General features: G+C 60.6%; 22 protein-coding genes. 16 read left to right on the forward strand and 6 right to left on the reverse strand.

Annotated features, from left to right (window positions below):
• Nucleotides 1-15 precede the first annotated feature (15 nt).
• The 13 genes from nuoG (at nt 16) to CFR79_RS09180 (ending at nt 14,129) form a co-directional block, all read left to right on the forward strand.
• Entirely contained in the window at nt 16-2,754 is a 2,739-nt protein-coding gene (gene nuoG, locus CFR79_RS09120; RefSeq protein ID WP_110547692.1) for an NADH-quinone oxidoreductase subunit NuoG, read from the forward strand.
• On the forward strand, nt 2,751-3,701 hold the full coding sequence (nuoH, locus tag CFR79_RS09125) for an NADH-quinone oxidoreductase subunit NuoH (RefSeq protein ID WP_110547693.1): 951 nt from the start codon (nt 2,751-2,753) through the stop codon (nt 3,699-3,701). The genes nuoG and nuoH overlap by 4 nt, the downstream gene beginning before the upstream one ends.
• Nucleotides 3,702-3,729: 28 nt before the next feature.
• Nucleotides 3,730-4,242 (forward strand): NADH-quinone oxidoreductase subunit NuoI, encoded by a 513-nt coding sequence (nuoI, locus tag CFR79_RS09130; protein WP_110547694.1) that lies wholly within the window; start codon nt 3,730-3,732, stop codon nt 4,240-4,242.
• 6 nt (nt 4,243-4,248) lie between these two features.
• Entirely contained in the window at nt 4,249-4,749 is a 501-nt protein-coding gene (gene nuoJ / locus CFR79_RS09135; RefSeq protein ID WP_110547695.1) for an NADH-quinone oxidoreductase subunit J, read from the forward strand.
• A 1-nt stretch (nt 4,750) separates the two neighbouring features.
• Nucleotides 4,751-5,062 (forward strand): NADH-quinone oxidoreductase subunit NuoK, encoded by a 312-nt coding sequence (gene nuoK, locus CFR79_RS09140; protein WP_110547696.1) that lies wholly within the window; start codon nt 4,751-4,753, stop codon nt 5,060-5,062.
• A 4-nt stretch (nt 5,063-5,066) separates the two neighbouring features.
• On the forward strand, nt 5,067-6,995 hold the full coding sequence (nuoL, locus tag CFR79_RS09145) for an NADH-quinone oxidoreductase subunit L (protein WP_258373496.1): 1,929 nt from the start codon (nt 5,067-5,069) through the stop codon (nt 6,993-6,995).
• A complete protein-coding gene (locus CFR79_RS09150; protein ID WP_110547697.1) occupies nt 6,992-8,500 on the forward strand; it encodes a complex I subunit 4 family protein in 1,509 nt (502 codons plus the stop codon). Before nuoL ends, CFR79_RS09150 begins: the two co-directional genes overlap by 4 nt.
• The gene (locus CFR79_RS09155; protein ID WP_110547698.1) at nt 8,497-9,999 is read left to right on the forward strand and encodes an NADH-quinone oxidoreductase subunit N; all 1,503 of its coding nucleotides are present in this window, start codon (nt 8,497-8,499) and stop codon (nt 9,997-9,999) included. The genes CFR79_RS09150 and CFR79_RS09155 overlap by 4 nt, the downstream gene beginning before the upstream one ends.
• Nucleotides 10,000-10,046: 47 nt before the next feature.
• Entirely contained in the window at nt 10,047-10,571 is a 525-nt protein-coding gene (locus CFR79_RS09160) for a CBS domain-containing protein (protein WP_110547699.1), read from the forward strand.
• 94 nt (nt 10,572-10,665) lie between these two features.
• A complete protein-coding gene (locus CFR79_RS09165; RefSeq protein ID WP_110547700.1) occupies nt 10,666-12,000 on the forward strand; it encodes an erythromycin esterase family protein in 1,335 nt (444 codons plus the stop codon).
• Between the two features lie 41 nt (nt 12,001-12,041).
• Nucleotides 12,042-12,752, forward strand: coding sequence for a phosphoribosyltransferase (locus CFR79_RS09170; RefSeq protein ID WP_110547701.1), 711 nt, complete (start codon nt 12,042-12,044; stop codon nt 12,750-12,752).
• Nucleotides 12,753-12,986: 234 nt separating this feature from the next.
• Nucleotides 12,987-13,682, forward strand: a complete 696-nt coding sequence (locus CFR79_RS09175) for a CBS domain-containing protein (protein ID WP_258373498.1) — start codon at nt 12,987-12,989, stop codon at nt 13,680-13,682.
• Between the two features lie 12 nt (nt 13,683-13,694).
• Entirely contained in the window at nt 13,695-14,129 is a 435-nt protein-coding gene (locus CFR79_RS09180) for a host attachment protein (protein WP_110547703.1), read from the forward strand.
• Between the two features lie 135 nt (nt 14,130-14,264).
• On the opposite strand, the gene add is transcribed toward CFR79_RS09180, so the two are convergent.
• From add to CFR79_RS09210, 5 genes are all read right to left on the reverse strand, one after another.
• Complete coding sequence (gene add, locus CFR79_RS09185; RefSeq protein WP_110547704.1) at nt 14,265-15,302, reverse strand: adenosine deaminase; 1,038 nt, start codon at nt 15,300-15,302, stop codon at nt 14,265-14,267.
• Between the two features lie 301 nt (nt 15,303-15,603).
• Nucleotides 15,604-16,137 carry a DUF4142 domain-containing protein gene (locus CFR79_RS09190; protein ID WP_110547705.1) on the reverse strand — a complete coding sequence of 178 codons (534 nt, stop codon included), beginning with the start codon at nt 16,135-16,137 and terminating at the stop codon, nt 15,604-15,606.
• Nucleotides 16,138-16,357: 220 nt separating this feature from the next.
• Entirely contained in the window at nt 16,358-16,666 is a 309-nt protein-coding gene (locus CFR79_RS09195; RefSeq protein ID WP_110547706.1) for a con-10 family general stress protein, read from the reverse strand.
• Nucleotides 16,667-17,358: 692 nt separating this feature from the next.
• A complete protein-coding gene (locus tag CFR79_RS09200) occupies nt 17,359-17,694 on the reverse strand; it encodes a hypothetical protein (RefSeq protein ID WP_110547707.1) in 336 nt (111 codons plus the stop codon).
• A gap of 597 nt (nt 17,695-18,291) precedes the next feature.
• Nucleotides 18,292-18,555, reverse strand: a complete 264-nt coding sequence (locus CFR79_RS09210) for a WGR domain-containing protein (protein ID WP_243705400.1) — start codon at nt 18,553-18,555, stop codon at nt 18,292-18,294.
• Nucleotides 18,556-18,804: 249 nt separating this feature from the next.
• On the opposite strand from CFR79_RS09210, the gene CFR79_RS09215 reads away from it, so the two are divergent.
• From CFR79_RS09215 to CFR79_RS09225, 3 genes are read left to right on the forward strand one after another with little or no spacing between them, the layout of a single operon-like run.
• Complete coding sequence (locus tag CFR79_RS09215) at nt 18,805-19,911, forward strand: acyl-CoA dehydrogenase family protein (protein WP_110547709.1); 1,107 nt, start codon at nt 18,805-18,807, stop codon at nt 19,909-19,911.
• Nucleotides 19,911-20,639, forward strand: coding sequence for a PIG-L deacetylase family protein (locus CFR79_RS09220; RefSeq protein ID WP_110547710.1), 729 nt, complete (start codon nt 19,911-19,913; stop codon nt 20,637-20,639). Before CFR79_RS09215 ends, CFR79_RS09220 begins: the two co-directional genes overlap by 1 nt.
• Nucleotides 20,636-21,256, forward strand: coding sequence for a class I SAM-dependent DNA methyltransferase (locus CFR79_RS09225; RefSeq protein WP_110547711.1), 621 nt, complete (start codon nt 20,636-20,638; stop codon nt 21,254-21,256). Before CFR79_RS09220 ends, CFR79_RS09225 begins: the two co-directional genes overlap by 4 nt.
• On the opposite strand, the gene CFR79_RS09230 is transcribed toward CFR79_RS09225, so the two are convergent.
• A complete protein-coding gene (locus tag CFR79_RS09230; protein ID WP_110547712.1) occupies nt 21,222-22,355 on the reverse strand; it encodes a glycosyltransferase in 1,134 nt (377 codons plus the stop codon). The two genes, CFR79_RS09225 and CFR79_RS09230, sit on opposite strands and share 35 nt — an antisense overlap.
• Nucleotides 22,356-22,557 lie beyond the last annotated feature (202 nt).

Raw genomic sequence — 22,557 nt, forward strand, 5'->3', positions numbered from 1 at the left:
GCAGGAGATCCGGCCATGACCACCATCAGGATCGACGGGCGCGAATGGCCCACCCGCCCCGGCATCAACCTGCTGCAGGCGTGTCTGGAAGCGGGTGCGAACCTGCCCTATTTCTGCTGGCATCCCGAACTGGGTTCCGTGGGGGCCTGCCGCCAGTGCGCGGTCCGTCAGTTCAGCGGTCCCGATGACAGGACCGGCCGCCTTGTGATGGCGTGCATGACGCCGGTAAGTGACGGGGCCATCATTGCGATCGAGGATGCGCAGGCACGCGCGTTCCGTGAGGGCGTGATCGAATGGATGATGGTCAACCATCCCCATGACTGTCCCGTGTGCGAGGAAGGCGGCGAATGCCACCTGCAGGACATGACCGTCATGACCGGCCACAACCAGCGCCGCTACCGGTTTACAAAACGCACGCACCGCAATCAGGATCTCGGCCCGTTCGTGAAACACGAAATGAACCGCTGCATCGCGTGCTATCGCTGCGTACGGTTCTACCGCGATTATGCGGGGGGCGACGATCTGGCTGCCTTCGCATCGCATGACAGTGTCTATTTCGGCCGCGCGGAAGACGGTGCGCTGCAAAACGCCTTCAGCGGCAATCTGGTGGAAATCTGCCCCACCGGCGTATTTACCGACAAACCATTTTCCGGCGTCTACACACGCAAATGGGACCTGCGCGGCGCGCCGTCGGTATGCGTCCACTGCGCCGTGGGCTGCAACATTATCGTCAATGCGCGTGAAGAAAGCGTGCGGCGCATCGTCAACCGGTACAATGCAGCCGTCAACCGCTACATGCTGTGCGACCGGGGCCGGTTCGGGCATGGCTTCGTCAATGCCGACAGCCGCATCCGCATGCCCATGCGCAGCATTGATGGACACCCCGCACCCGTTCCCACGCGCGACGCGGTGATGCAGTTCGCCCGCATGGCCGCTGATGGCCCGGTCGTTGGCATAGCCTCTCCCCGCGCATCCATGGAAACATGTTTCAGCCTGCGTGCCCTTGTCGGGGAGGCACGGTTTTCGACCGGGCAGACGCAGGTTGAACAGGCATGCGGGCAACTGGCCTGCACGCTGCTGCGGCAGCATCCGGGTGTCATTCCCAGCCTGCATGAAATGGAAAGCGCGGATGGCGTGCTGGTTCTGGGGGAAGATGTCTGCGCTACCGCCCCCCGGCTGGGCCTGTCGCTGCGCCAGTCCGTCCGCCAGCCAAGCTTCCCTATGGCGGATGCGGCGAAAGTGCCGCGCTGGATGGATGCCGCCGTGCGCACCATCGGCTGTGATGCGCCATCCGGCCTGTTCATCCTTACCCCTGCCCCAACGGATCTGGACCCCGTGGCCGCCCAGTGCTTTCGCGCGGTGCCTGACGATATCGCGCGCATCGGTTTCGCCATAGCACACCGGATCGACCCGTCCGCTCCCACTGTTACGGACCTGACCGATGAACAGGTCCGACTGGTGGAGCATGCCGCAGCCACGCTGCTCGCCGCGAAAAAGCCCCTTGTGGTATCGGGCATGCAATATGGGTCGCCCGCACTCATGCGCGCCGCCGCCGCCATTGCATCAGCCCTTGCACGCACCATCCCCGCAAGCGGGCTGTCACTGGTCCTGCCGGAATGTAACAGCATGGGGCTGGCGCTGCTGGGGGGGCTTACGCTTGAAGCCGTGATGGCGCAGGCGCGGGCGGGAAAGATCGCAACGCTTGTGATTGCGGAAAACGACCTGACCCGTCGCCTGTCCCCCGCTGCGGTGGTCGAACTGCTTGAGGCGGTGCCCAACATCGTCATCATCGACCATACGGACACGCCGCCATGCCGCGATGCGACGCTGGTGCTGCCCGCCGCCGCCTTCAGCGAATGCAGTGGCACGCTGGTCAGTCAGGAAGGCAGGGCGCAACGCTTTTTTCAGGCGGTTTATCCCCCCCAGCCCATCCGGGCGGGATGGCGATGGATGCAGGCCCTTGCCCGCGCGCAGGGCTGCGTGAACGTACAGGCAGCGGCACGGATACAGGCAACCGGACTGACCACATGGCAGGGGCTGGATGACGTGATTGCCGCGCTGGGGCGGGCCTGCCCCATTCTGGCGGGCATGGTGGATGCGGCCCCCGGTGCCGATTACCGCATTGATGGCCAGAAACTGCGCAGCCAGACTTACCGCGCCAGCGGGCGGACTGTTATCCGCTCCCATATCAGCGTGCGTGACCAGCCCCCGCCGGGCAGTCCGGACACCCCGTTCAGCAGTTCGATGGAAGGGGCGTACACCCCGGACATGCCGCCGTCGCTTGTCCCCGGCTATCAGGTGCCATCATGGAACTCGGTCCAGTCGCTCAACCGGTTCCAGCACGAAATCGGCGGGGACATGCGTGGGGGGATATCCGGGGTCCGGCTGTTTCCGGCACCTGATGCTACCGACCACCCCACCCATCCCTGCGCCACGGATATTCCCGCCGCGTTTGCGCGCGCTGAAGATAGCGTTCTGGTGCTGCCCGATACGCGCCTGTTCGGGAGCGAGGAACTGAGCATGCTTTCCCCGCCCGTCGCCGCACGGGCAACACCACCCACGCTGCGCGTGCCGACCGGGGCTGCAGGACCAGCACACATGACCCTTCACCTGCCGGACGGTGCGCATACCCTGCCGGTGGAACCCCTGGCAGGGCTGCCGGATGGCGTGGTGCTGTGCCCATCGCACATGGTGTCCCCCGCCTTCATGTTTCCCTGCATGGCGCGCATCACCCCGGCGGGAGAGGCGACATGACGCCGCTTCCCCTCGCCCCCATCGTGCTTACGCCCCTTGTGGTGCTGGCACTTGCCACCGTGCTGACATGGGTTGAACGGCGGCTGCTTGGATTATGGCAGGATCGCTACGGTCCCAACCGTGTCGGGCCGGGCGGGATGTTTCAGGCGGTGGCGGACGGGATCAAGCTCCTGTTCAAGCAGGACTGGGTGCCTCCCTTTGCCGACCGGGGCGTGTTCGTTCTCGCACCCGCCATCGGCATGATGACGGTGCTGCTGTCCTTCGCCGTCATTCCGCTTGCGGCAGGGGGCATTGCGGGGGGCCTGAATGTGGGCCTGCTGTTCATCCTCGCGATGATGGGTCTGGGCGTTTATGCGGTCGTTCTGGCGGGGTGGGCGTCGGACAGCAAATATGCGCTGCTGGGCGGGATGCGCGCGGCGGCGCAGATGATCAGCTACGAAGTCTTCATGGCGCTTTCGCTGCTGGGTGTTGTCATGGTCGCCGGGTCGTTCAGCCTGCGCGACATCGTGGCGGCACAGTCCGGGCTGTGGTTCATCATCCCGCAGGGGCTGGGGTTCGTGGTCTTCCTTCTGGCCGGAATTGCGGAGACGCACCGCCTGCCCTTCGACCTGCCGGAAGGGGAAAATGAACTGGGTGCCGGTTTCCATACCGAATATTCCGGCATGAAATTCGGCATGTTCTTCATTGCCGAATATGCCGGGATCGTCCTTGTCAGCGCCCTTGCCACGACGCTGTATCTGGGCGGCGGCAATGGCCTGCTCCTGCCCGCGCCGGTGTGGTTCGCGCTGAAGACCGGCGTGATCGTCGCCTTCTTCATTCTGCTGCGCGCGGGGCTGCCACGTCCGCGTTATGACCAGCTTATGGGGCTGGGGTGGAAGGTGCTGCTACCGCTTTCCCTGCTCAATGTCCTTGCCACCGGAACCGTAATGATGCTGCGCGCGTCATAACCACGCCTGCAAGAAAAAGGCACGTCCCATGCTCGATACCCTGCGCACGCTGCTGCTGACGTTCCTGCACGGTTTTCACCGGCGCGCCACCGTGCAGTATCCCGAACAGCAGCCCTACCTGCCGCCGCGTTACCGTGGGCGCATCATCCTGTCGCGCGACCCCGATGGCGGGGAACGCTGCGTGGCGTGCAACCTGTGCGCCGTTGCATGCCCCGTGGACTGCATCAGCCTGCAGAAGACCGAACGCGATGGCCGGTGGTATCCGGATTATTTCCGCATCAACTTCTCGCGCTGCATCTTCTGTGGTTTCTGCGAGGAAGCCTGCCCCACCTACGCCATCCAGCTTACGCCGGATTTCGAGATGGGCGAATATGCCCGCCCCAACCTTGTCTACGAAAAGGAAGACCTGCTGATCAGCGGGACGGGAAAATATCCCGGCTACAGTTTCCATCACGTCGCGGGCGTTCCCATACCGGGCAAGGACCGGGGCGCGTCGGAACATGAACGCGCGCCCATCGACCTTCACAGCCTGCTGCCCTGACGCATCATGTATGTCCTGCCCCTTCTTTCCGGTGGTCTGACCCTTGTGGGGGCGATGATGGTCGTCACCTGTCCGGTGGCGGTGCATGCGGTGCTGTACCTTGTGGTAACGCTGCTCTCGCTGGCCATGGTGCTGGCCATGCTGGGCGCACAGTTCGCAGCGGCGCTGGAAATCATCATCTATGCCGGCGCCATCATGGTGCTGTTCGTGTTCGTCATCATGATGCTCAATCTGGGCCAGCCTGACCGGGACCGGGAAAAAGAATGGCTCCGGCCACGCGCATGGATCGGGCCGGGGCTGCTGGCGGTCGTGGCGTGCGGCGAACTTCTTTACGGCCTGCCCACGCTGTCCGACCCGGATGGTGCCGTTTTCCCGATTGATGCGCGCGACGTGGGGCTGAGCCTGTTCGGGACATATGTACTTATGGTCGAACTGGCATCCTTCCTGCTGCTGGCCGGGCTTGTTACCGCCTTTCATATCGGGCGAACCCTGCGGGAGAGGCCCTGACATGACCGCCTTTCCATTCAACGCGGCGCTGCTTCTGGCCGCCCTGCTGTTTTCCATCGGACTGGCGGGCGTGCTGGTGCGGCGCAACCTCGTCTTCATGCTGATGTCGCTTGATATCATGCTGAACGCGGCGGGGCTTGTTTTCGTCGCTGCGGGGGCACGGTGGCAGGATGCGTCGGGTCAGGTGATGTTCCTGATGATCCTTGCCCTTGCCGCATCCGAAACGGCGGTGGGGCTTGCCATCATCCTGTGCCTGCATGCGCACGGACGCCCATCGCTTGACGCCGATACCGGCAACCTTCTGCGAGGATAGGATCATGGCGGCACTCCTCCCCCTTGTGGTTGTCTGGCCGCTGGCCGCCACCGTGATCGTGTTCCTGTCGGCGGGACGGATCAAGGGGCGCTCCGCCGGGATACTTGCGACCGGTGCGGTGGGACTTTCCGCCATGACGGGTGGTGTGCTGGCGGCGGGGTTTATGTCCGGTGCGGTGACTTATCCGCTGCATGTCACATTGTGGGAATGGATGCGTGTTCCGGGCTTTTCAGCCACCATTGCGTTTGCGCTGGACCCGGTTTCCCTTGTCATGATTGCGGTTGTTACCATCGTTGGGTTCCTGATCCATCTGTATGCCATCGGGTACATGGCGGCTGATCCCGGTAGCGCGCGGTTCTTTGGCTGCATGACCCTGTTTGTGGCTGCGATGCTGGTGCTGGTGCTGGCGTCGGACCTGCTGTGCCTGTTCATCGGGTGGGAAGGGGTGGGGCTGTGTTCCTACCTGCTGATCGGGTTCTGGTATGACAGTCCCGCCAATACCGCCGCCGCGCGCAAGGCGTTCTACATCACCCGTATCGGGGACGTGGCCATGCTGTGCGGGCTGCTGATGATGGCGACGGCTACCGCTTCGCTCCAGATTGACGGGCTGCTTTTTGCTGTTACGGCGGGACAGCTTTCCCCGGCGGTCATGACGGGAAGTGCGCTGTTGCTGCTGACGGGCGCCCTTGCCAAATCGGCGCAGATCCCCTTCCAGTCCTGGCTGCCCGATGCGATGGCTGGTCCCACGCCCACATCCGCCCTGATCCATGCGGCCACGATGGTTACAGCCGGGGTGTATCTGCTCGCGCGGCTGCACGGGCTGTTTGCCGCAGCCGCGCCTGCCATGGCGATCATGGCGGCAATCGGCATGCTGACGCTGCTGGTGGCGGCCTGCACGGCGCTGGTGCAGTCGGATCTCAAGCGTATTCTGGCATGGTCCACGATCAGCCAGCTTGGCTACATGTATCTGGCGCTCGGGGTGGGGGCGTGGCAGGCGGCGCTGTTCCATCTGGTGACGCATGCCTGTTTCAAGGCGCTGCTCTTTCTCTGCGCGGGTGCGATCATCGCGCGTGTCGATCATGAACAGGACATCTTTCGCATGGGCGGGCTGCGCCGTTTCATGCCCGGTGTCACAGCCGCCTTTGTCATCGGGGCTGGCGCGCTGGCGGCCCTGCCGCTGGTGACGGCGGGCTTCTACAGCAAGGAAATGATCCTGTCCGCCGTATGGCGGGGTCAGCCCGTGCTGACACCGGATTTCATCCTCTCGGGTCATCTGCTGTGGGGCGGGGCGCTGTTCGGGGCGCTGCTGACGGCCCTGTATATTTTCCGCTGCGTTTTCCTTGTTTTTTATGGACAGGAGAAAACCGTGCCCACGGGTCGCACGCGGTGGGTCATGGCTGTTCCGCTGGGCTGTCTGGCCTTTCTGTCCGTATTCGTCGGCTGCGTTGAAATGCCCGGCGACATTGCGCCGGTTCATCTGTTTACGCGGTTTGTCGATCCAGCAGGCATGGCGTTCCATCCGCATGAGCCTGTCTGGCTTCTGCTGGCAGGCGCGATCACACCGGTTGCGGGCGCAGGGATCGCATGGATCGTGTGGGGACGCTCCGGACCCGTCACCCGCACAATCCCCGAAACAGGGGGGGGAACGGACGACCTGCTTCCGGTCATGCCCCTACGCTTCGTGGTGCGGATCACGCGCTACGATCTGCCTGACCGGCTGGCTGCGGCTGCAGGCTGGATGACACGCGCCACAAGCCGGATGATGATGCGGGCACGACGCGCCGCCCTGCATCTCGCCGCCGAACGCACGGCCATGGTGGGTCGGGAGGGGACAGTTGTGCTGGTGCGGATGCAAAATGGCCGCGTGCGCTGGTATGCGGGCTGGATCGTGGCCGGGCTGGGCGCGGCCCTTGCATGGGCGATGCTGTCATGAGCCTGCTTCCCGCCCTTGTCGTGCTACCCGTCGCGGGGGGCGTGATTGCGTGGCTGGCGGACCGCCTGCATGTCGGTACCGGCGTGCGGATGCGCAGCATATCGTGGTTTGTTAGCGTCGTGGTGCTTGTGCTGGAAACGGTGCTGCTGGTGGTGGAAAGCCTGCGGCCTGCGCTACAGGCGGGTGGATGGCGGGATCATTTCTTCCTGCCGTGGATTGCGCAGATGGGCATTGCGGTCCGGCTGGATATGGATGGCCTGTCGCTGTCCCTGATCTGGCTTTCCCTGTTGCTGTGCCTTGCGTGCGTCATGTTTTCGACACGGCAGGTTACGGTCAGTGCCGGGGTTTTCCATTTCCTGTTCCTGTCCACCCTGACGGGCATTATCGGCACGTTCCTTGCCACCGATCTGTTCCTGTTCTTCTTCTTCTGGGAACTGATGCTGGTGCCGATGTTCGTGCTGATTGCGCAATGGGGACACGAGGACCGGCAGCGCGCGGCGATGAAGTTCTTCATCTTCACGCAGGGTAGCGGCCTGCTGATGCTGCTGTCCATCCTCGGCCTGGTCATCATCCATTACCGGCAGACGGGTGTGCTGACCTTCGATTATTTCGCGCTGGCCACCACGGGGCTGTCGCCGCTCGGCTCAATGCTGCTCATGCTGGGCTTTTTCGTCGCCTTCGCCGTCAAGCTGCCGGTCGTGCCGGTGCATGTCTGGCTGCCCGATGCCCACACACAGGCCCCCACCACCGCCAGCGTGGTGCTTGCGGGCATCCTGCTCAAGACCGGGGGATATGGCATGATCCGCTTCGATATCATGCTGTTTCCCGATGCCGCATCCCGCTTCGCCCCGGTCGCCATGGGGCTGGGGATTGCGGGTATCCTGTATGGCGCGTGGCTGTCGTGCGAACAGGACGATATCAAGCGCCTGATCGCCTATAGCAGCGTAAGCCATATGGGATTCGTCCTGCTGGGACTTTTTTCGGGATCGTGGACCGGCATGCAGGGGGCCATCATCCAGATGCTGGCGCACGGGCTGAGCACGGGGGCGCTGTTCCTTATCGCCGGGTCCATTCAGGATCGCGTGCATAGCCGGGACATGCGCATGATTGGCGGGCTGTGGGCGGCCATGCCGCGCCTGTCGGGTGCGGGCGTGTTTTTTGCCGTCGCATCGCTTGGCATGCCGGGGCTGGGAAATTTCGCGGGGGAATTTCTTGTCCTCCTCGCCACATGGCGGGTCAGTCCGGCAATGGCGGTCATGGCCGCAGCCGGTCTGGTTCTGGCGGCGGTCTATTCGCTCCGGCTGGTCAATCGGGTATTCCTTGCCCCCACGCGACCGGGCGCGCAGCCCGTAACGGACTTTCCGGCCCGGCAGATGGCCCTTCTGGGCGGCATTATGGTCGCTGTCATCGTGCTGGGCCTGTATCCCCGGCCATTCATGACGTTCGCGGTCCCGTCCGCGCTGTCCATGACGGCTGCCGCCAGCGGGGAAAGGCGCGCGCCATGATCGGTCATGACATCTTCCTTCCCGCGCCGCTGCCTGTCCTGTCGGCCGGGACGATGGTTATGCTGCTGGCCATTGCGTGGCGGCGCAGTGTGATCCGCAGCCTTGTCATTGCGGTCGTGACCCTGCTTGCCGCCCTTGTCAGCGTCAGCCATGCGTTTGGCACCCCGCCCGCTGACGGGACGGGCCTGTTCGTTCAGGACCGCTGGGCGATCTATACGGCGCTACTGATCCTGCTGTCGGTATTGTGCATCGTGTTCATGTCGTGGCGGGATCTGGTGCGGGATGCGGCGCATCCGACCGATGAATATCCGCTGCTTATGATGCTGGGCACGCTTGGCGCCACTTCCATGGTGTTCAGTGCCAGTTACATGCCTTTTTTCCTTGGCGTGGAAATTCTGGGCATATCCCTGATGGGTCTGATCGCATCGCGGCATTACCGCTTTGCGCAGGCCACTGAAGCAGCGATGAAGTATCTGATATTGTCGGGTGTTTCATCTGCCATCCTGCTGTTTGGCATGGGACTGGCCTATGGCGTGAGCGGTTCGCTGGCCTTCGTGCCACCTGTTGCGGCAGCGGGCTTTGCGCCGTCCATGGCGCAGGTGGCGACGGTCATGATCCTTGCTGGCATGTTCTTCAAACTTTCCGCTGTGCCCTTCCATATGTGGCTGCCCGACGTGATGGAAGGCGCACCGCCGCCCATAGCCGCCTTTACGGCCGTAACCGCCAAGATTGCGATATTCGCCAGCCTTGTCCGGTATTTCGGCGCCGGCCCCCTGCCGCCCTTCATGCAAGGGGTAATATATGCCGTCATCATCCTGACCATCATGGGGGGGAACCTGCTGGCGCTGTGCCAGAACAGCCTGACACGGCTTATGGCCTGTTCCTCCATCGCCCATATGGGATATCTGCTTATCGCCTTCTTTTCCCCCGGACGGCTGCAGGGCGGGGCGATGACCGTCTATCTCGTGGCCTACACGGTCAGCACGCTGGGGGTCTTCACCATCATCTGTGCATGTGCCCCCGCCATGGGGCAGGATGGCAACCGTATTACGGCATGGAAAGGGCTGTTTGCCACCAATCCGCTCCCCGCCACGGCCATGTCGGTGATGCTGCTTTCGCTTGCGGGCATTCCGCCGACAATCGGCTTTTTTGCAAAATTTGAAATTGCGGGCACCGGCGTCGAACTCCAGCGCGACGTGTTGCTGCTGGTTCTGGTGATCGGCAGTATTATCGGTCTTTACTATTACCTGAACATCATCCGCGTCATGATGAATGGAGGGGTAGCACCGTCCCTGCCCATTGCCAGACAGCCACAACCGGAACTGACGGCCCTTACCATCGTTCTGACCATAATCGTGATTATGGGGGGTCTTTTTCCTGGCCCTGCGCTGTACCCGCTGCTGCCTGCCACCGTTAAAACCATGCCTGCCCGTAACCTGACCGGAACGCCGCCTGAAGCACCGATCATGAAAACCGCGATCGCGCCCCCTGCCCTGTAACATGGGGGATGTGTTTTCTGTCTGGAAACATGGAAAGGATTTTTCCCATGTCCTCTCGTGTCTTTCATCTGCTGGCCCAGAAAGGCCGCATGGTCATTACCGTAAACGAAGATGATCCGATCCTGTCGGTTGCGGATACATTGGTGCGTTACAATATCGGTGGTGTGCCGGTTGTGGACCGCGACGGCGCGCTGCTGGGGCTGGTATCGGAAAAAATGATCGTCAACGCCCTGTCACAGCGCGGCAGGGACATATCATCCGCCCGCGCGCGCGATATCATGCTGACGGACATCCAGACCGCCACCCCCGATGACAGCCTGTATGACATCGCATGCCGCATGACATATTCCCGCAGCCGCCATGTTCCCGTGCTGGAGGACGGGAAGCTGGTCGGCCTGATCAGTATCGGCGACATCGTCAAGATGCGTGCCGAAAATGCGGAACAGGAAGCACGCGAACTGCAGGATTATGTCACGGGCAGCGACCACGGTGCCGTCCAGACGCCGGATGCGCCCGCACAGATGCACTGTGACGTAAATGGCAGCGCATCGCGCATACGCAACGATAACTGAAACCCGATACCGCAGCGGCAGGGACCGCAAACGCCGCACGATCCGGAGCGCGGGGCATACAGGCGGAAGGCTATCCTGAACGGGAACGACAGCCATGACACCCAGACCATCCGTACGGGCAACACAGGGCCACGACGATCTGGTCCCCACCCTTGCCCGACATGCCGAACCCCTGCCCCCACTGGAAGACACCGCGGCATTTGGCGCGTTTTTCGATCGCTTTGCCGATGCCCGTGTCGTGCTGCTGGGTGAAGCGACGCATGGCACGTCGGAATTCTACCGTGCGCGTGCCGCCATTACCCGCAGGCTGATCGAACACCACGGCTTCACCATTATCGCGGTTGAAGCGGACTGGCCCGATGGCGCGCGGATCGATGACTACATCCGCCATCAGGCCCCGCGTCCATGGCGCGGCGCGGCCTTTACCCGCTTTCCCACATGGATGTGGCGTAATGAGGAGGTGGCCACTTTCGTCCGCTGGCTGCACCACCATAATGAACACCTGCCGGATGAGGGACAGGTTTCGTTCCATGGTCTCGACATCTACAGTCTGGACGAATCCCTCCACGCCGTCCTGACATATCTGGACAGGGTTGACCCACACGCCGCCGCATCGGCCCGGCAGCGTTATGCCACCCTGAGCCAGTGGCGACATGACCCCACCCATTACGGCCGGGCCGCTATGGGCGAAGCGCACCATGCGACCGAGGACGCCGTGGTGGCGCAGTTGCGCGACCTGCTGCGCAACCGCCTGCGTTACCTTAAGGATGATGGGGAAGCATGGTTTGACGCAGCCCAGAACGCCCGCATCGTACGCGCGGCGGAACAGTATTACCGGATCATGTACCGCGGCATGAACGAAGGCTGGAACCTGCGCGACCGGCATATGTTCGCAACCCTTCAGGCGCTTCTGGCCCACCGGGGCGATGGCGCCCGGGCCGTGGTATGGGCGCATAATTCGCATATAGGCAATGCCGCCGCGACCGCCATGGGATGGGAAGGACAGTTCAATATCGGTGAACTGTGCCGCATGGCCCATGGCGACGAAGCGGTGCTGATCGGTTTCGGGACGGATCGCGGCACCGTGGCGGCGGCGGGCGAATGGGATGGGGATATGGAAATACGCACGGTCCTGCCCGCCCGCGCCGACAGCTACGAACATGCTTTCCTGCGCGCGGGCCTTTCCCCTGCCCTGACAGACTGGCGGCACAGCCGTTCATCGCTCCGCGCGGCATTGCGCGGCCCCCGGCGCGAACGCGCGATCGGCGTGATCTACCGCCCCGACACGGAATTGCAGAGCCATTATTTCGAGGCCTCCCTTACCGATCAGTTCGACGCATGGGTCTGGTTCGAGCAGACGGAAGCAATCACGCCGCTGGGGCATGAACACCCGCACGGCCTGCCCGAAACATGGCCGTTCGGGCTGTAACAACGCGCCCCATTGCGCAGCCTGCGTTGGGGGAGAGACAGATGCCGCCAGAACGGAGCACAGCATTCGCCAACAGGCAGGCCGCCGGACGCGCCCTGGCCGCAGCCCTGCTGCCGCTGGCGTCTTCCCACCCGCTGGTGCTGGCCCTACCCCGTGGCGGCGTGCCGGTTGCATTCGAGGTGGCGAAAGCACTGGATGCGGAAATGGACCTGCTGTTCGTGCGCAAGATCGGCATTCCGGGGCATGAGGAATACGGCGTGGGTGCGATGGTGGATGGCGCCGATCCGCAGGTCGTGCTGGATGAAAACACCATAGAAAGACTGGGTATCCGTACGGAGATGATCCAGGCCATCATTACCCGCCAGCGCGCCGAAATCGAACGGCAGCGCCATCTGTATGCAGGCAGCCATCAGCCGCCATCCCTGACCGGTCGGGCGGTGATTATCGTGGATGACGGGATTGCCACTGGCGGCACCATGCGCGCCGCCCTGCGCGCCGTGCGGCGGAACCGGCCAGCACGGCTGGTACTGGCCGTGCCGGTTGCACCACCTGAAACCATCGCGCTCCTTGCGGGGGAGTGTGACCAGATTGTCTGCCTGCTGCAACCACAGCCACTGTATGCCGTTGGCGCCTATTATCGGGATTTTTCACAGGTGGAAGACGTGGATGTCATCCGCCTTGTAGCACAGGCCAGCAACCTGCGACGCCAACGTCTGACCAATCGCGTGGGTCCACATTCCGATACCACGTAATGTTGCCTGCCCATGGATATATATTGGTCAAAGCAGCCGTCAGGTAAAGTAATGTCCATAAACCTGCATGCCATGCTCCACAACGAAAAAAGAAACATGGCGGACAGGAATCCCGACATGATGACACTTCACCGCCATCACGAATGCGGGAGAGATATTGCTTCCATCCATGTCAATACGCATCTGCGGTAGAATAAAACAAAAAGGTACTGTCCCATGCAGGTCAAGACCATAATGACATCGCCCGCAATAAGTATAGAACCCACCGAAACCATCATGACGGCCATCCGCCTGATGCTGGCGCACAAGATCAGCGGCCTGCCGGTGGTGACATCAAAGGGGGAACTGGTGGGCATCGTCACGGAAAGCGATCTTATTCATCGCAGCGAACTGGAAACCGAAGGTGAACATTCCTGGCTTGCGGGACTGTTCCGGTCGGCTGGCAATTACGCCGATGAATATGCCCACACGCACGGGCGCAAGGTGGCCGATGTCATGTCGAACGCCCCTGTTTCCATAGCGCCCGACGCGTCCCTGCGCGACGCGGTCGAAGCCATGACCCGGCAGCGGGTAAAACGCCTGCCGGTGGTCAAAAACGACCATGTTGTAGGCATCGTGGCGCGCGCGGACATATTGCGTGCGCTGCTGCCCGCCATTGCCGATGCATCAAAAGTTGATGACGATGAAAGCATCCGGCAGGCGATCCTGCGCGAATACCAGAATCAGGACAGGTGGGCGGGCAGGAATCTCATCAACGTACACGTCAAAAACGGTATTGTTGAACTGACCGGCGTTGTCATGGATGAACCTTTGCGCACGGCGGCCCGTGTCGCGGCGGAAAATGTGCCTGGCGTCGTTTCCGTCATTGATAACATCACCTTCAGCGAACCACTCAGCGATACCATCATCCCCCCGCCCATGTTTCCGTGAAGGTCAGGACCAATGACTGCGAAACATATCCTTATCATCATCGCCGATGGGGAACATGCGCGCTTTGTCCGACCCGCGGCAAATCACAGCCTGCATACCGTTGAATCCTTTGACTCCATATCCGCCCATCAACGGACATCCGACATTGGCAATGACGCGCCCGGAGCATCCTGTCATACCGGTTCCACCGCCCGTCATGCCCTGAACCCGCATCATGATCCGCACCGAATGGCCATGGAATCGTTCGGAAAGTTCGTTTCTGAACAGATCAATGAATGGAGCCGTAGCTACGACAGGCTACTGATCGTCGCGCCACCGCATAGCAGTGCCGAAATCATCCGTTACCTTGACCCCGCATCCCGAACAAAAGTCATCGATATTGTTCATAAAGACCTTGTCAAAACCCCGGACAATGCGCTGAAGGACCACCTGAATTATATTACCTGATCCGCTCCGCGCCACAGGGCCAATGATACCGCGACCGCAATTGATAAAAAGCGTCTGATCACAGAGGGCGTTTGAAAACAGCAGGCGACGGGTTGGGTACCCTCTACACAGAACATACAGGGTACCCGCTGCCGATCAACCGATCGCCGCGACGCCTTCGCTCCGGGCGAACGTATCAAGCCGGTCGAGATATGCGCGCCGTTCCTCAGCGCCAATCCACGCAGCGTTGAACGCATTGCGGCTGATCGTGACCAGTTCTTCGGGCGTCAGGGCCGCGCCGTCGCGTGCCATTTTCATGGCCTCGTTCATATACACGCTCTGCATATAACCCGGATCATCGGAATTTATGGTGATGGTCAGACCGGCATCCAGCAGGGCGCGAATGTCCTTTTCATTACTGCCGGGACGGATCGCCATGTTGGGGAACGGACAGACCGTGAAGGGAATATGCCGCTCCCGTGCCTGCTGAAGCAGTTCGGGTTTTTCCAGCACATTCAGTCCGTGGTCGAGCCGCTCGCTTCCCACGTCCTCAAGCGCCTGACGGATATGTTCATGGGTATTCTGCTGGTCAATGTCGCAATGCATTGTCACATGCAGTCCGGCTTCACGCGCACGGCGGAATACATGGGCGAATTTGGCGGGAGGATTACCCTTCTCGTCCGAATCAAGACCTACACCGATAATTTCCGACAGATAGGGAAGCGCCTGGGTAAATGTCTCATCGGCTGATTCCGCGCTCATTTCGCGGATGAAACACATGATGAGCTGGGACCGGATGCCAAAATCGCGCTGCGCATCCGCCCGGGCGCGGCTGATACCCTTTATGACCGTCTCGAATGCAATGCCCCGGCGGGTGTGAAGCTGGGGATCGAAGAACATCTCGGTATACAAAACGTTCTGCGATGCGACCTTGTTAAGGTAAGCGTAGCACAGGTCATAAAAATCCTGCTCGGTCTGAAGCAGTTCCACGCCTTCGTAATAAAGAGCCAGAAAGGAAGGCAGGTCATCGAATACGTAACCGGCGCGAATATCGTCTTCCGTCATGCTCTGGATCGCATGGCCATTGCGGCGGGCGAGGACGATCTTCAGCGCAGGTTCGAGCGTGCCTTCCAGATGGACGTGAAGCTCCGCCTTGGGCAGGGCTTCAATAAAAGAATCGGAGGCAGACGTCATGATATGAAACCCTTTTTGGTCGCGAGACAGGTTTCCATCATACACTATCGCAATCGTAATAAAATGGTGTACGTAGCGATCTGGAACCGCAGGGCAAAAGCATTCCATCGAATGGGATGAAACAGCCGGTGGCGAGAAGGGTATGGGATGGGAAACAGTGGTGTGAAGCTGGCCATCTGCCCCCGGCACCCTGATAATTTACTGCGTACCCAATTAACTACGAAATAATACTCAGGGCATTGATAATGCGGTATTGTGTGTAAGCAGGACGCACGGGATATCCCCATAAGGATACGCAATCCTACTGCGGCAGGGAACGTGCCATCTGCAGATGGTTTTCAAGGGTTGGAAGGGTTTTGGCGGCCCAGGCTTTCAGTGCAGCATTATCCCCGCCTTCCGAATAACGACGGAACAGGGATACGGCATCCTCGTGCCCCGAAATCTGGTCCGACCGGTACTGAAGGGCAAAATCCCGACCGTGCAGGGTTTTGAGTTTATCCAGCATGGTCTGGTGGCTCTCATCAACCGCTGTGGGTTGATCCGCCTGCAGGTTGTTGCTCTGCACGATACCCTTGAGCGCCGTCGAAGTCGTTTCGTGATCTTCGATCATGCGGGCGGCAAATGCACCAAGGGCCTGATTGTGGGTCTGCTGGGCCAGTTCGCTCGACTGGATCTCGAACAGGTCACTGATGGTGGCGATCTTGATGAAATCAGCCGTCCGGGGTGCTACACCCATAAGGGAGTTCACGCCCGTTTTTTCCGGAATGGACTGCGCCAGGACGGGGCCGGACATGCAGACTGCCAGTCCCAGCATTACGATCATGCTTTTTTTCATTGGATATGTCTCCATGCACCTGAAGGCGGCATTGGCATAAAAGTAGGTAGAATATTACTTTCTCTAAACATTACTCATGAAATAAGGTTCCGGCAGGCAGGGTTTTTATATCCCTGCAATTTCTTACCGGAAAACCCATCGCCATGATGGCGATATGTTCTTTTTATTGTCGTCCCCCCGTAATAAAAGGGCGGAACCTTTACAGGTTCCGCCCCCCGGTTCAGCCCTTGTCGTGGTCGTGACTGTGTTGGCCCCCTTTACGGCCGGCTTCTGCGGCGCGCTCCGGGTTTTCGGCAAAGTTTCCTGAACTGTGCTGGCCGCCCTTGCGACCGGCCTCGGACGCTTTTGCAGGGTCCTGTGCAAAGTTACCCGAGCTGTGCTGACCGCCTTTTTGTCCGGCTTCGGACGCTTTTTTGCGGTCATTGGCGAAGTTGCCCGGATTATGCTCGGCCCCACCGCCCCCATGGCTGTCTGCGGGCGCCATTGCGGGAAGGCCGGCATATTCGTGTGGGTAGATACGATAAGTCATGATTACTTACCCTTTCGGATGGCAGCGGCTATTTGAGATCCTTGTTATTTCTGACTTCCCATGGTTCTGGGGTAAGAAAGCGACCTCAACACTGTTCGCTGCGGATAGCTCAACGGAAGGGCTATGGGGTGGTTTCGCATCATCTGCGAAAACAGAAAATAAAAATAATACGACTTTATGAAATACATATCGAATTCATAATATAAATTAAGAATCGTTCTATTGTTTTATGAGGCGCAATGACCGTTTTCTTTCGTGCACCGTATGGTGCGTTTGCAAGGAAAGATATGAGGGGACAATATTTCTATTCCATTTTTCTTCCCACTCTCGATCTGTGCAATTACTACTAAAGAAAATGGGATGGATTCCGTTAACGCCATCTCTTTGCGTGAACAAATGGCATAAGCAGCACATTTCTTTTCAGACCATCGCAATGCACAAATGCTGTTCCGTATCAATCAAGGCACAAAAAATTACGGGACAGCGCACCCATCCCCACAGAGGGGAACAGGTGACTATCCCGAATATTCATTCAGATACAGATTGACTTCCGCGAGACCCACGCCCCGTTCAGGCTGCTATAATGCCACCTGAACAGGGGATGCGCAAACCAGCGGCTGCGGGGCTGTTTGAAAAGTCTGTCCAGAAATCATAAGGAGGTTTTTACCCAGGATTTCTTTTCAGACGATCCCTTACTGTTCGCCGCTGTCAGAGGGCGAAGGCGTTTTGTTGCCGCCCCGGCTGCTGCGACCTTCGCTCCCCGGCAGGGTACGATGGGTTCCGGCATTAGCGGGCGGCTGGGTTCCCGGCTGCTCGGATACGGTACGGGGATTGTTCCATAACTTGTCCGACGGTTCCACCCGCTTGCCGCTGGAAGTGGTGGCCGAAGACGGGCTTTTTCCAACAGCCGAGGCAGCGGAATCTGCTGTCGGCGCGGGTCCGCTGCTCGGTTCTGTCTGCGCCATCGCCATGGCGGGCACGCTGGCGACAACGGCGGCCAATAATGCGGCATGTATTGTCTTTTTCATAATTCAATCTCCTGTCTGGCAAAAATGCCGTTGTATTTCTAAGGGGCTGAATAGGATGAAGGTTGCATGCTATCTGCGCAGGCCCGGTGCGTGGACAATGGTGTCACGACACACAGGGGCACCGGGCCGCTACACTTCATGGCCTGAAAACATGCGAAACGCGCTCTGCCGTATCACAGCGCCCGTTATGGATTTTTCTCCGGCGGGCGAGAATGCCCGTCGCATTCATCCGGGTTCTGCTGTGTACCCTTGTGGCTTGTTTCTTCGACTTTCCTGTCATTGTCGAGTGTGGATTCCGGCTCATCTTCTCCCGCACGGGGACCGCCGGTTCCGGTGGCTTTCGGGTCCTGTCCACCGGCATGATTGTCCGCGGGGGAAAAGGCGGTACGGTCAGTGCGTGCATGACCATATGCGTGATGCATCATCATCTTTCTCCGGTATGTGGGGAAGGAACAGAGCGATAGAGTGGCCTGTTTTTCAACATGCCCAACCTAACGACAGGCGGGCTTGCGGGGTTTCCCTCTTTTTTGCGCCTATTTTTCAGGGGCAGACCGAAAAACCGGTATGCCGACCGCAGCCGGTCCACCCCGCCGGCCGTCAGGAAACGAGCCGATAACCCCGTTTTTTCCTGTGCCGGACAAGTGCAGCCAGCGCATTTGCCGCCGCGCCTTCATTGGCGTACAGATCCAGTCTGATCCGCCCGGCCGCACCAATCCGGCCCCACCGCCGCATCAATGCCGCGCCACCGAACAGGTCCGGCTGAATGACCATGGCATAGTAACGCCATTCATTCTTTTGCGGACAGATACGCTGCATGTAGACGCTGAGCGGAAACAGGGACATCTGGGATGGGGATGTCATGATGGGCGCTTCGTTTCCTGAAACATGCACGGGTTGATTGCGTATATATAGGATGGTTTCAGGACGAATTGAACAGAAAGCCACGCCTTTTATCTGAACTGCGCACGATAGTTGATTGAAAACCTGCGGCGTTGCTGTCCCCCGCTTTACCCCCGCCGGTTACAGGGAACTAATCAGACAGCGCCGTATTGTGTCTGTGCGTAGCGGCTTTCCCCGCAAACGTAACCGGACAGAAGGAGCTGGCGGTACATGACCTTTCCCTTCGATGCCCTGTCAGCCTGCCGCGCCGAACTGGAAGAAGAAGCATCCATCAATGATGCACAGGGCACTTTTCCAGCAGACGGCCTGCGCCGCGTGCGGGAATTGGGGGGATTATCGGCAGTACTGCCTGCAACACTGGGCGGGTACGGGTTCGGAGATGGCTGTCAGGGGGCAATCGGGCTTTTGCACCTGCTGCGCCTGACAGGCGAGGGTAATCTTTCACTGGGGCGCATAGTGGAAGGGCACGTCAACGCCATCCGCCTGATCGCCTGTTATGGCACGCCCGAACAGCTCGCCCGCGCGGCGGCGGATATTCATGATGGTGCCCTGTTCGGCGTATGGGTAACACAGGGCACTGCCCCCGTACGCATGGAACAGACGGGGGACACCATCATACTGCGCGGAGAAAAAATCTTTGCATCCGGTGTGCGGCAAGTCACGCGGGCGCTCATAACAGCCAGCACGGCTGATGACGCAACCCGGATGATATTGGTGCCACTGGATACCGAGCATAATGCGGCCCCCTGTCTGGACGGGATTACCGGCATGCGGGGCGCAGGCGCCGGACGGTATGATTTTACGGGCACGATGGTCCTGTCCGATGCACTGATTGGCCAGAGCGGGGATTACCTGCGCCAGCCCGAGTTTTCGGCAGGCGCATGGCGGGGCATGGCCGTGGCCCTTGGTGGCGTCGACCGGCTTGTCACCCTTCTGCGCGAACAGTTATGCGCGCGTAACCGGGCGGAAAATCCCAGTCAGCAGGCACGGATCGGCACGGCCCTGATCGCGGCTGAAACCGCCCGGTTATGGACATGCAAGGCAGCCCTGATTGCCGCCGGAACCGACGATCATGAAGCCGGGGATGTCGCGGCCACGGTCAATCTGGCGCGGCTTGCGGTGGAAAGGGCGGGGCTGGAAGTGATCGAACTGGCGCAGCGGGGCCTTGGGCTTTCCGCCTTTGTCAAAACCAATGTCGTGGAACGCCTGATTCGTGATCTTTCCACCTATCTGCGCCAGCCTGCCCCGGATGAAACGCTGCTCGAAGCCGCAGAATGGTTTACCCGTCGCAACCTGCCCCAAATGGAGCGCATATAGTGAAAGCGGGCACCATACATACGGCGCTGCGCAGCCTGCCCGTGGCTCCCCTGTCGGCTGTTGCACCCGGCACGGTCCTGATCCTTGCGCCCCATGCGGATGATGAAAGTCTGGGGTGCGGGGGGCTGATCGCCGCCTGTTGCGCCGCCGGTCGGCCGCCTGTTGTGGTTATTGTGACCGACGGGGCTGCTTCCCACCCCAACTCCCCCACCTGGCCTGCCGATCGCCTGCGGCAGCAGCGGCAGGCGGAAGCCATACGCGCGGTCGAATGTCTGGGCCTGTCGCGACAGCGGATCGGTTTTATGGGTCTGCCCGATGCCGCCGCCCCCCATAGCGGTCCCGTTTTCGGGCATGCGGTCAGTCAACTGGCACGGCTTGTCGCAACCCATGGCTGTACCACCGTGCTGGCCCCATGGCGGGCTGACCCGCATTGCGATCATGAAGCTGCGTGGAAAATGGGTGTGGCATTACAGGAGCATTGTGCCATAGCCCTGCTTGCCTATCCCGTATGGGGCTGGCTGATCCCGGCTGACAGGGAACTGGATCATGACATGCCGGTGGGAATGCGGCTGGATATATCGCCCTATCGCGCGCACAAGGCCCGCGCCATTGCCATGCATGAAAGCCAGTACGGACACCTGATTACAGACGACCCGACAGCTTTCAGCCTGCCCGAAGACCTGCTGGCGGCACTGAGTTCGGATTTTGAGGTCTTTGTCAGGCCATGAGTATGACAAGCTGGTCACGTGACGTGTTTGAACGCATATACCGCCACCATCCCGATCCCTGGGGACTTGCCACACGGGTATATGAACGTGAAAAATACCGCCAGACGCTGCGTCTGGTGGCCGGCCGGCATTTTCATCATGCGCTGGAACTGGGCTGTGGCATCGGCATGATGACGGCGCAACTGGCACGGCAATGCGACCGGCTGGTTGCCGTGGATGTGTCCGAAACCGCCCTTGTGCAGGCACGCCGCCGCTGCGCGGGGTTGGCGGGGGTATCGTTCCATCGAGGGCAGCTTCCGCACATGTTCCCGCCGCTGGTGCGGCATGGCTGCGACCTGATCGTTATATCTGAACTGCTCTATTTCCTTTCACCCGCCGATATCAGCCAGCTTGCTGCGCAATGCCTGTATGTGCGCCGGCATGGCGCGCCCATCATTCTGGTCAACTGGACCGGGCCGACCGATACGCCATGCGATGGCAACACCGCCGCCGGGCATTTCATAAACTGTTGCCTCAACGACGGGCTGCTCGTGACCCATGCGCGCCAGTACCCGCAATACCGTATCGATGTACTTAGCGACGCTACATTCCGCCCGGGGGTGAAGCTGTCGGGATAAGGGAAGAAGACGGGGCGGGAGAGAGCAGTCCACACACGATCCGTTCGGCCATACGGTGCTGCATGGGCAGATCGGCCCGTTTAACCGGCACATGAACAAGCAGCGGGCTGGCAATTTCCAGCTTCTCCCACGCCATGCCAAAAAAACGCTCCTTCGCCATATGGGCTACATCCTGCACCCCGACATGCAGGTAATCGGCAAGCTGTTTTTCAGCGGTCATCCGCTCATCCCCTGTTCGGGGTCGTATGCGTAACCGGCGCAGGGCCGCACTGGCCCGCGCCCGACGCAGGCAGTGCATTGCGGGTTCAAGACTGTCATCCAGCATTTCATCCTGCCGGACCAGGCGGCGTGCCATGGTATCGGCCATGCCGCCGCGTGCCCGTCCCGCCGTGCGGCCAGATACGGTTACCGTTACATCCGGCGCATGGCGGATAATGGCGTCCACACGGCGCAAAGCCGCAAGGAAAGCCCGGTCTTCCCCCAGCGAAAGGGCTGGAATGCCCCCTGCCCGCTGCCAGGCAGACGCACGCACGGCAATGCTGGCGCCGGAATGTTCCGTATGGCGGGGCCACGGATCATGTGGATCAGGGTCCACCAGATCATGAATATGGTCCAGTAACGTGGCATAAGCGATTTCTGCTGCGTCATCGCGATGGAGATGCGCGGGGATCAGCAGCGCGTCCATCGGGTCAATCAGGGCGCGCCCGCATACGGCGTCTGCCCCTCTGGCAAGGGAAGCCAGCGTATTGACCAGCCAGTCCGTGGCGGGAACGGCATCGGCATCGGTCGTGAGCAGCACGCCATCCGGCCCGGCCAGCTCCGCCGCGATTTCCATGGCTTCGCGCCGCGCGGTTCCGGCATGGGCCACGTCTGGCGGGTAGAGGCGGGTGGCGATGGAAATACCGAAAGGTAACTGTGCGGCAAGCGCCTGCACACAATGCGCCGTATCATCAGTACAGTTGTTGAGCAGAAGGACGGCATGGGTAAGACAGGCCCGCTGCTGGTCTGCAAGGGCGCGCAGGCATGGGCCGATACGCTCCGCTTCATTACGCACAGGAATAGCCACGACCAGTGGACAGGGAAACCGGACGAGAGGCATGGAGGCACCTTGTAGGTGGGAAAAGATGAACGCACGCCCTGATGATCCGGTTGCATGGTCATGGCGGGAAACAGTGAAGTAATTCCTGACCGGAATACCAGTGGATGATGGGCGAACCTGCAGGGCAGTTTCCTGAACCAGCGCCCTGTTTCGTGGCAGATATGGTATACCTGATGAATATTACCCGGCAGATATAGAAATA

Source organism: Komagataeibacter saccharivorans, from assembly GCF_003207825.1.
GTDB classification, from domain to species: domain Bacteria; phylum Pseudomonadota; class Alphaproteobacteria; order Acetobacterales; family Acetobacteraceae; genus Komagataeibacter; species Komagataeibacter saccharivorans.

What these genes read in the sequence shown, in the direction of transcription:
- nuoG (WP_110547692.1), top strand. Translation starts at nt 16, where the DNA reads ATGACCACCATCAGGATCGACGGGCGCGAATGGCCCACCCGCCCCGGC.
- nuoH (WP_110547693.1), top strand. Translation starts at nt 2,751, where the DNA reads ATGACGCCGCTTCCCCTCGCCCCCATCGTGCTTACGCCCCTTGTGGTG.
- nuoI (WP_110547694.1), top strand. Translation starts at nt 3,730, where the DNA reads ATGCTCGATACCCTGCGCACGCTGCTGCTGACGTTCCTGCACGGTTTT.
- nuoJ (WP_110547695.1), top strand. Translation starts at nt 4,249, where the DNA reads ATGTATGTCCTGCCCCTTCTTTCCGGTGGTCTGACCCTTGTGGGGGCG.
- nuoK (WP_110547696.1), top strand. Translation starts at nt 4,751, where the DNA reads ATGACCGCCTTTCCATTCAACGCGGCGCTGCTTCTGGCCGCCCTGCTG.
- nuoL (WP_258373496.1), top strand. Translation starts at nt 5,067, where the DNA reads ATGGCGGCACTCCTCCCCCTTGTGGTTGTCTGGCCGCTGGCCGCCACC.
- CFR79_RS09150 (WP_110547697.1), top strand. Translation starts at nt 6,992, where the DNA reads ATGAGCCTGCTTCCCGCCCTTGTCGTGCTACCCGTCGCGGGGGGCGTG.
- CFR79_RS09155 (WP_110547698.1), top strand. Translation starts at nt 8,497, where the DNA reads ATGATCGGTCATGACATCTTCCTTCCCGCGCCGCTGCCTGTCCTGTCG.
- CFR79_RS09160 (WP_110547699.1), top strand. Translation starts at nt 10,047, where the DNA reads ATGTCCTCTCGTGTCTTTCATCTGCTGGCCCAGAAAGGCCGCATGGTC.
- CFR79_RS09165 (WP_110547700.1), top strand. Translation starts at nt 10,666, where the DNA reads ATGACACCCAGACCATCCGTACGGGCAACACAGGGCCACGACGATCTG.
- CFR79_RS09170 (WP_110547701.1), top strand. Translation starts at nt 12,042, where the DNA reads ATGCCGCCAGAACGGAGCACAGCATTCGCCAACAGGCAGGCCGCCGGA.
- CFR79_RS09175 (WP_258373498.1), top strand. Translation starts at nt 12,987, where the DNA reads ATGACATCGCCCGCAATAAGTATAGAACCCACCGAAACCATCATGACG.
- CFR79_RS09180 (WP_110547703.1), top strand. Translation starts at nt 13,695, where the DNA reads ATGACTGCGAAACATATCCTTATCATCATCGCCGATGGGGAACATGCG.
- add (WP_110547704.1), bottom strand. Translation starts at nt 15,302, where the DNA reads ATGACGTCTGCCTCCGATTCTTTTATTGAAGCCCTGCCCAAGGCGGAG.
- CFR79_RS09190 (WP_110547705.1), bottom strand. Translation starts at nt 16,137, where the DNA reads ATGAAAAAAAGCATGATCGTAATGCTGGGACTGGCAGTCTGCATGTCC.
- CFR79_RS09195 (WP_110547706.1), bottom strand. Translation starts at nt 16,666, where the DNA reads ATGACTTATCGTATCTACCCACACGAATATGCCGGCCTTCCCGCAATG.
- CFR79_RS09200 (WP_110547707.1), bottom strand. Translation starts at nt 17,694, where the DNA reads ATGAAAAAGACAATACATGCCGCATTATTGGCCGCCGTTGTCGCCAGC.
- CFR79_RS09210 (WP_243705400.1), bottom strand. Translation starts at nt 18,555, where the DNA reads ATGACATCCCCATCCCAGATGTCCCTGTTTCCGCTCAGCGTCTACATG.
- CFR79_RS09215 (WP_110547709.1), top strand. Translation starts at nt 18,805, where the DNA reads ATGACCTTTCCCTTCGATGCCCTGTCAGCCTGCCGCGCCGAACTGGAA.
- CFR79_RS09225 (WP_110547711.1), top strand. Translation starts at nt 20,636, where the DNA reads ATGAGTATGACAAGCTGGTCACGTGACGTGTTTGAACGCATATACCGC.
- CFR79_RS09230 (WP_110547712.1), bottom strand. Translation starts at nt 22,355, where the DNA reads ATGCCTCTCGTCCGGTTTCCCTGTCCACTGGTCGTGGCTATTCCTGTG.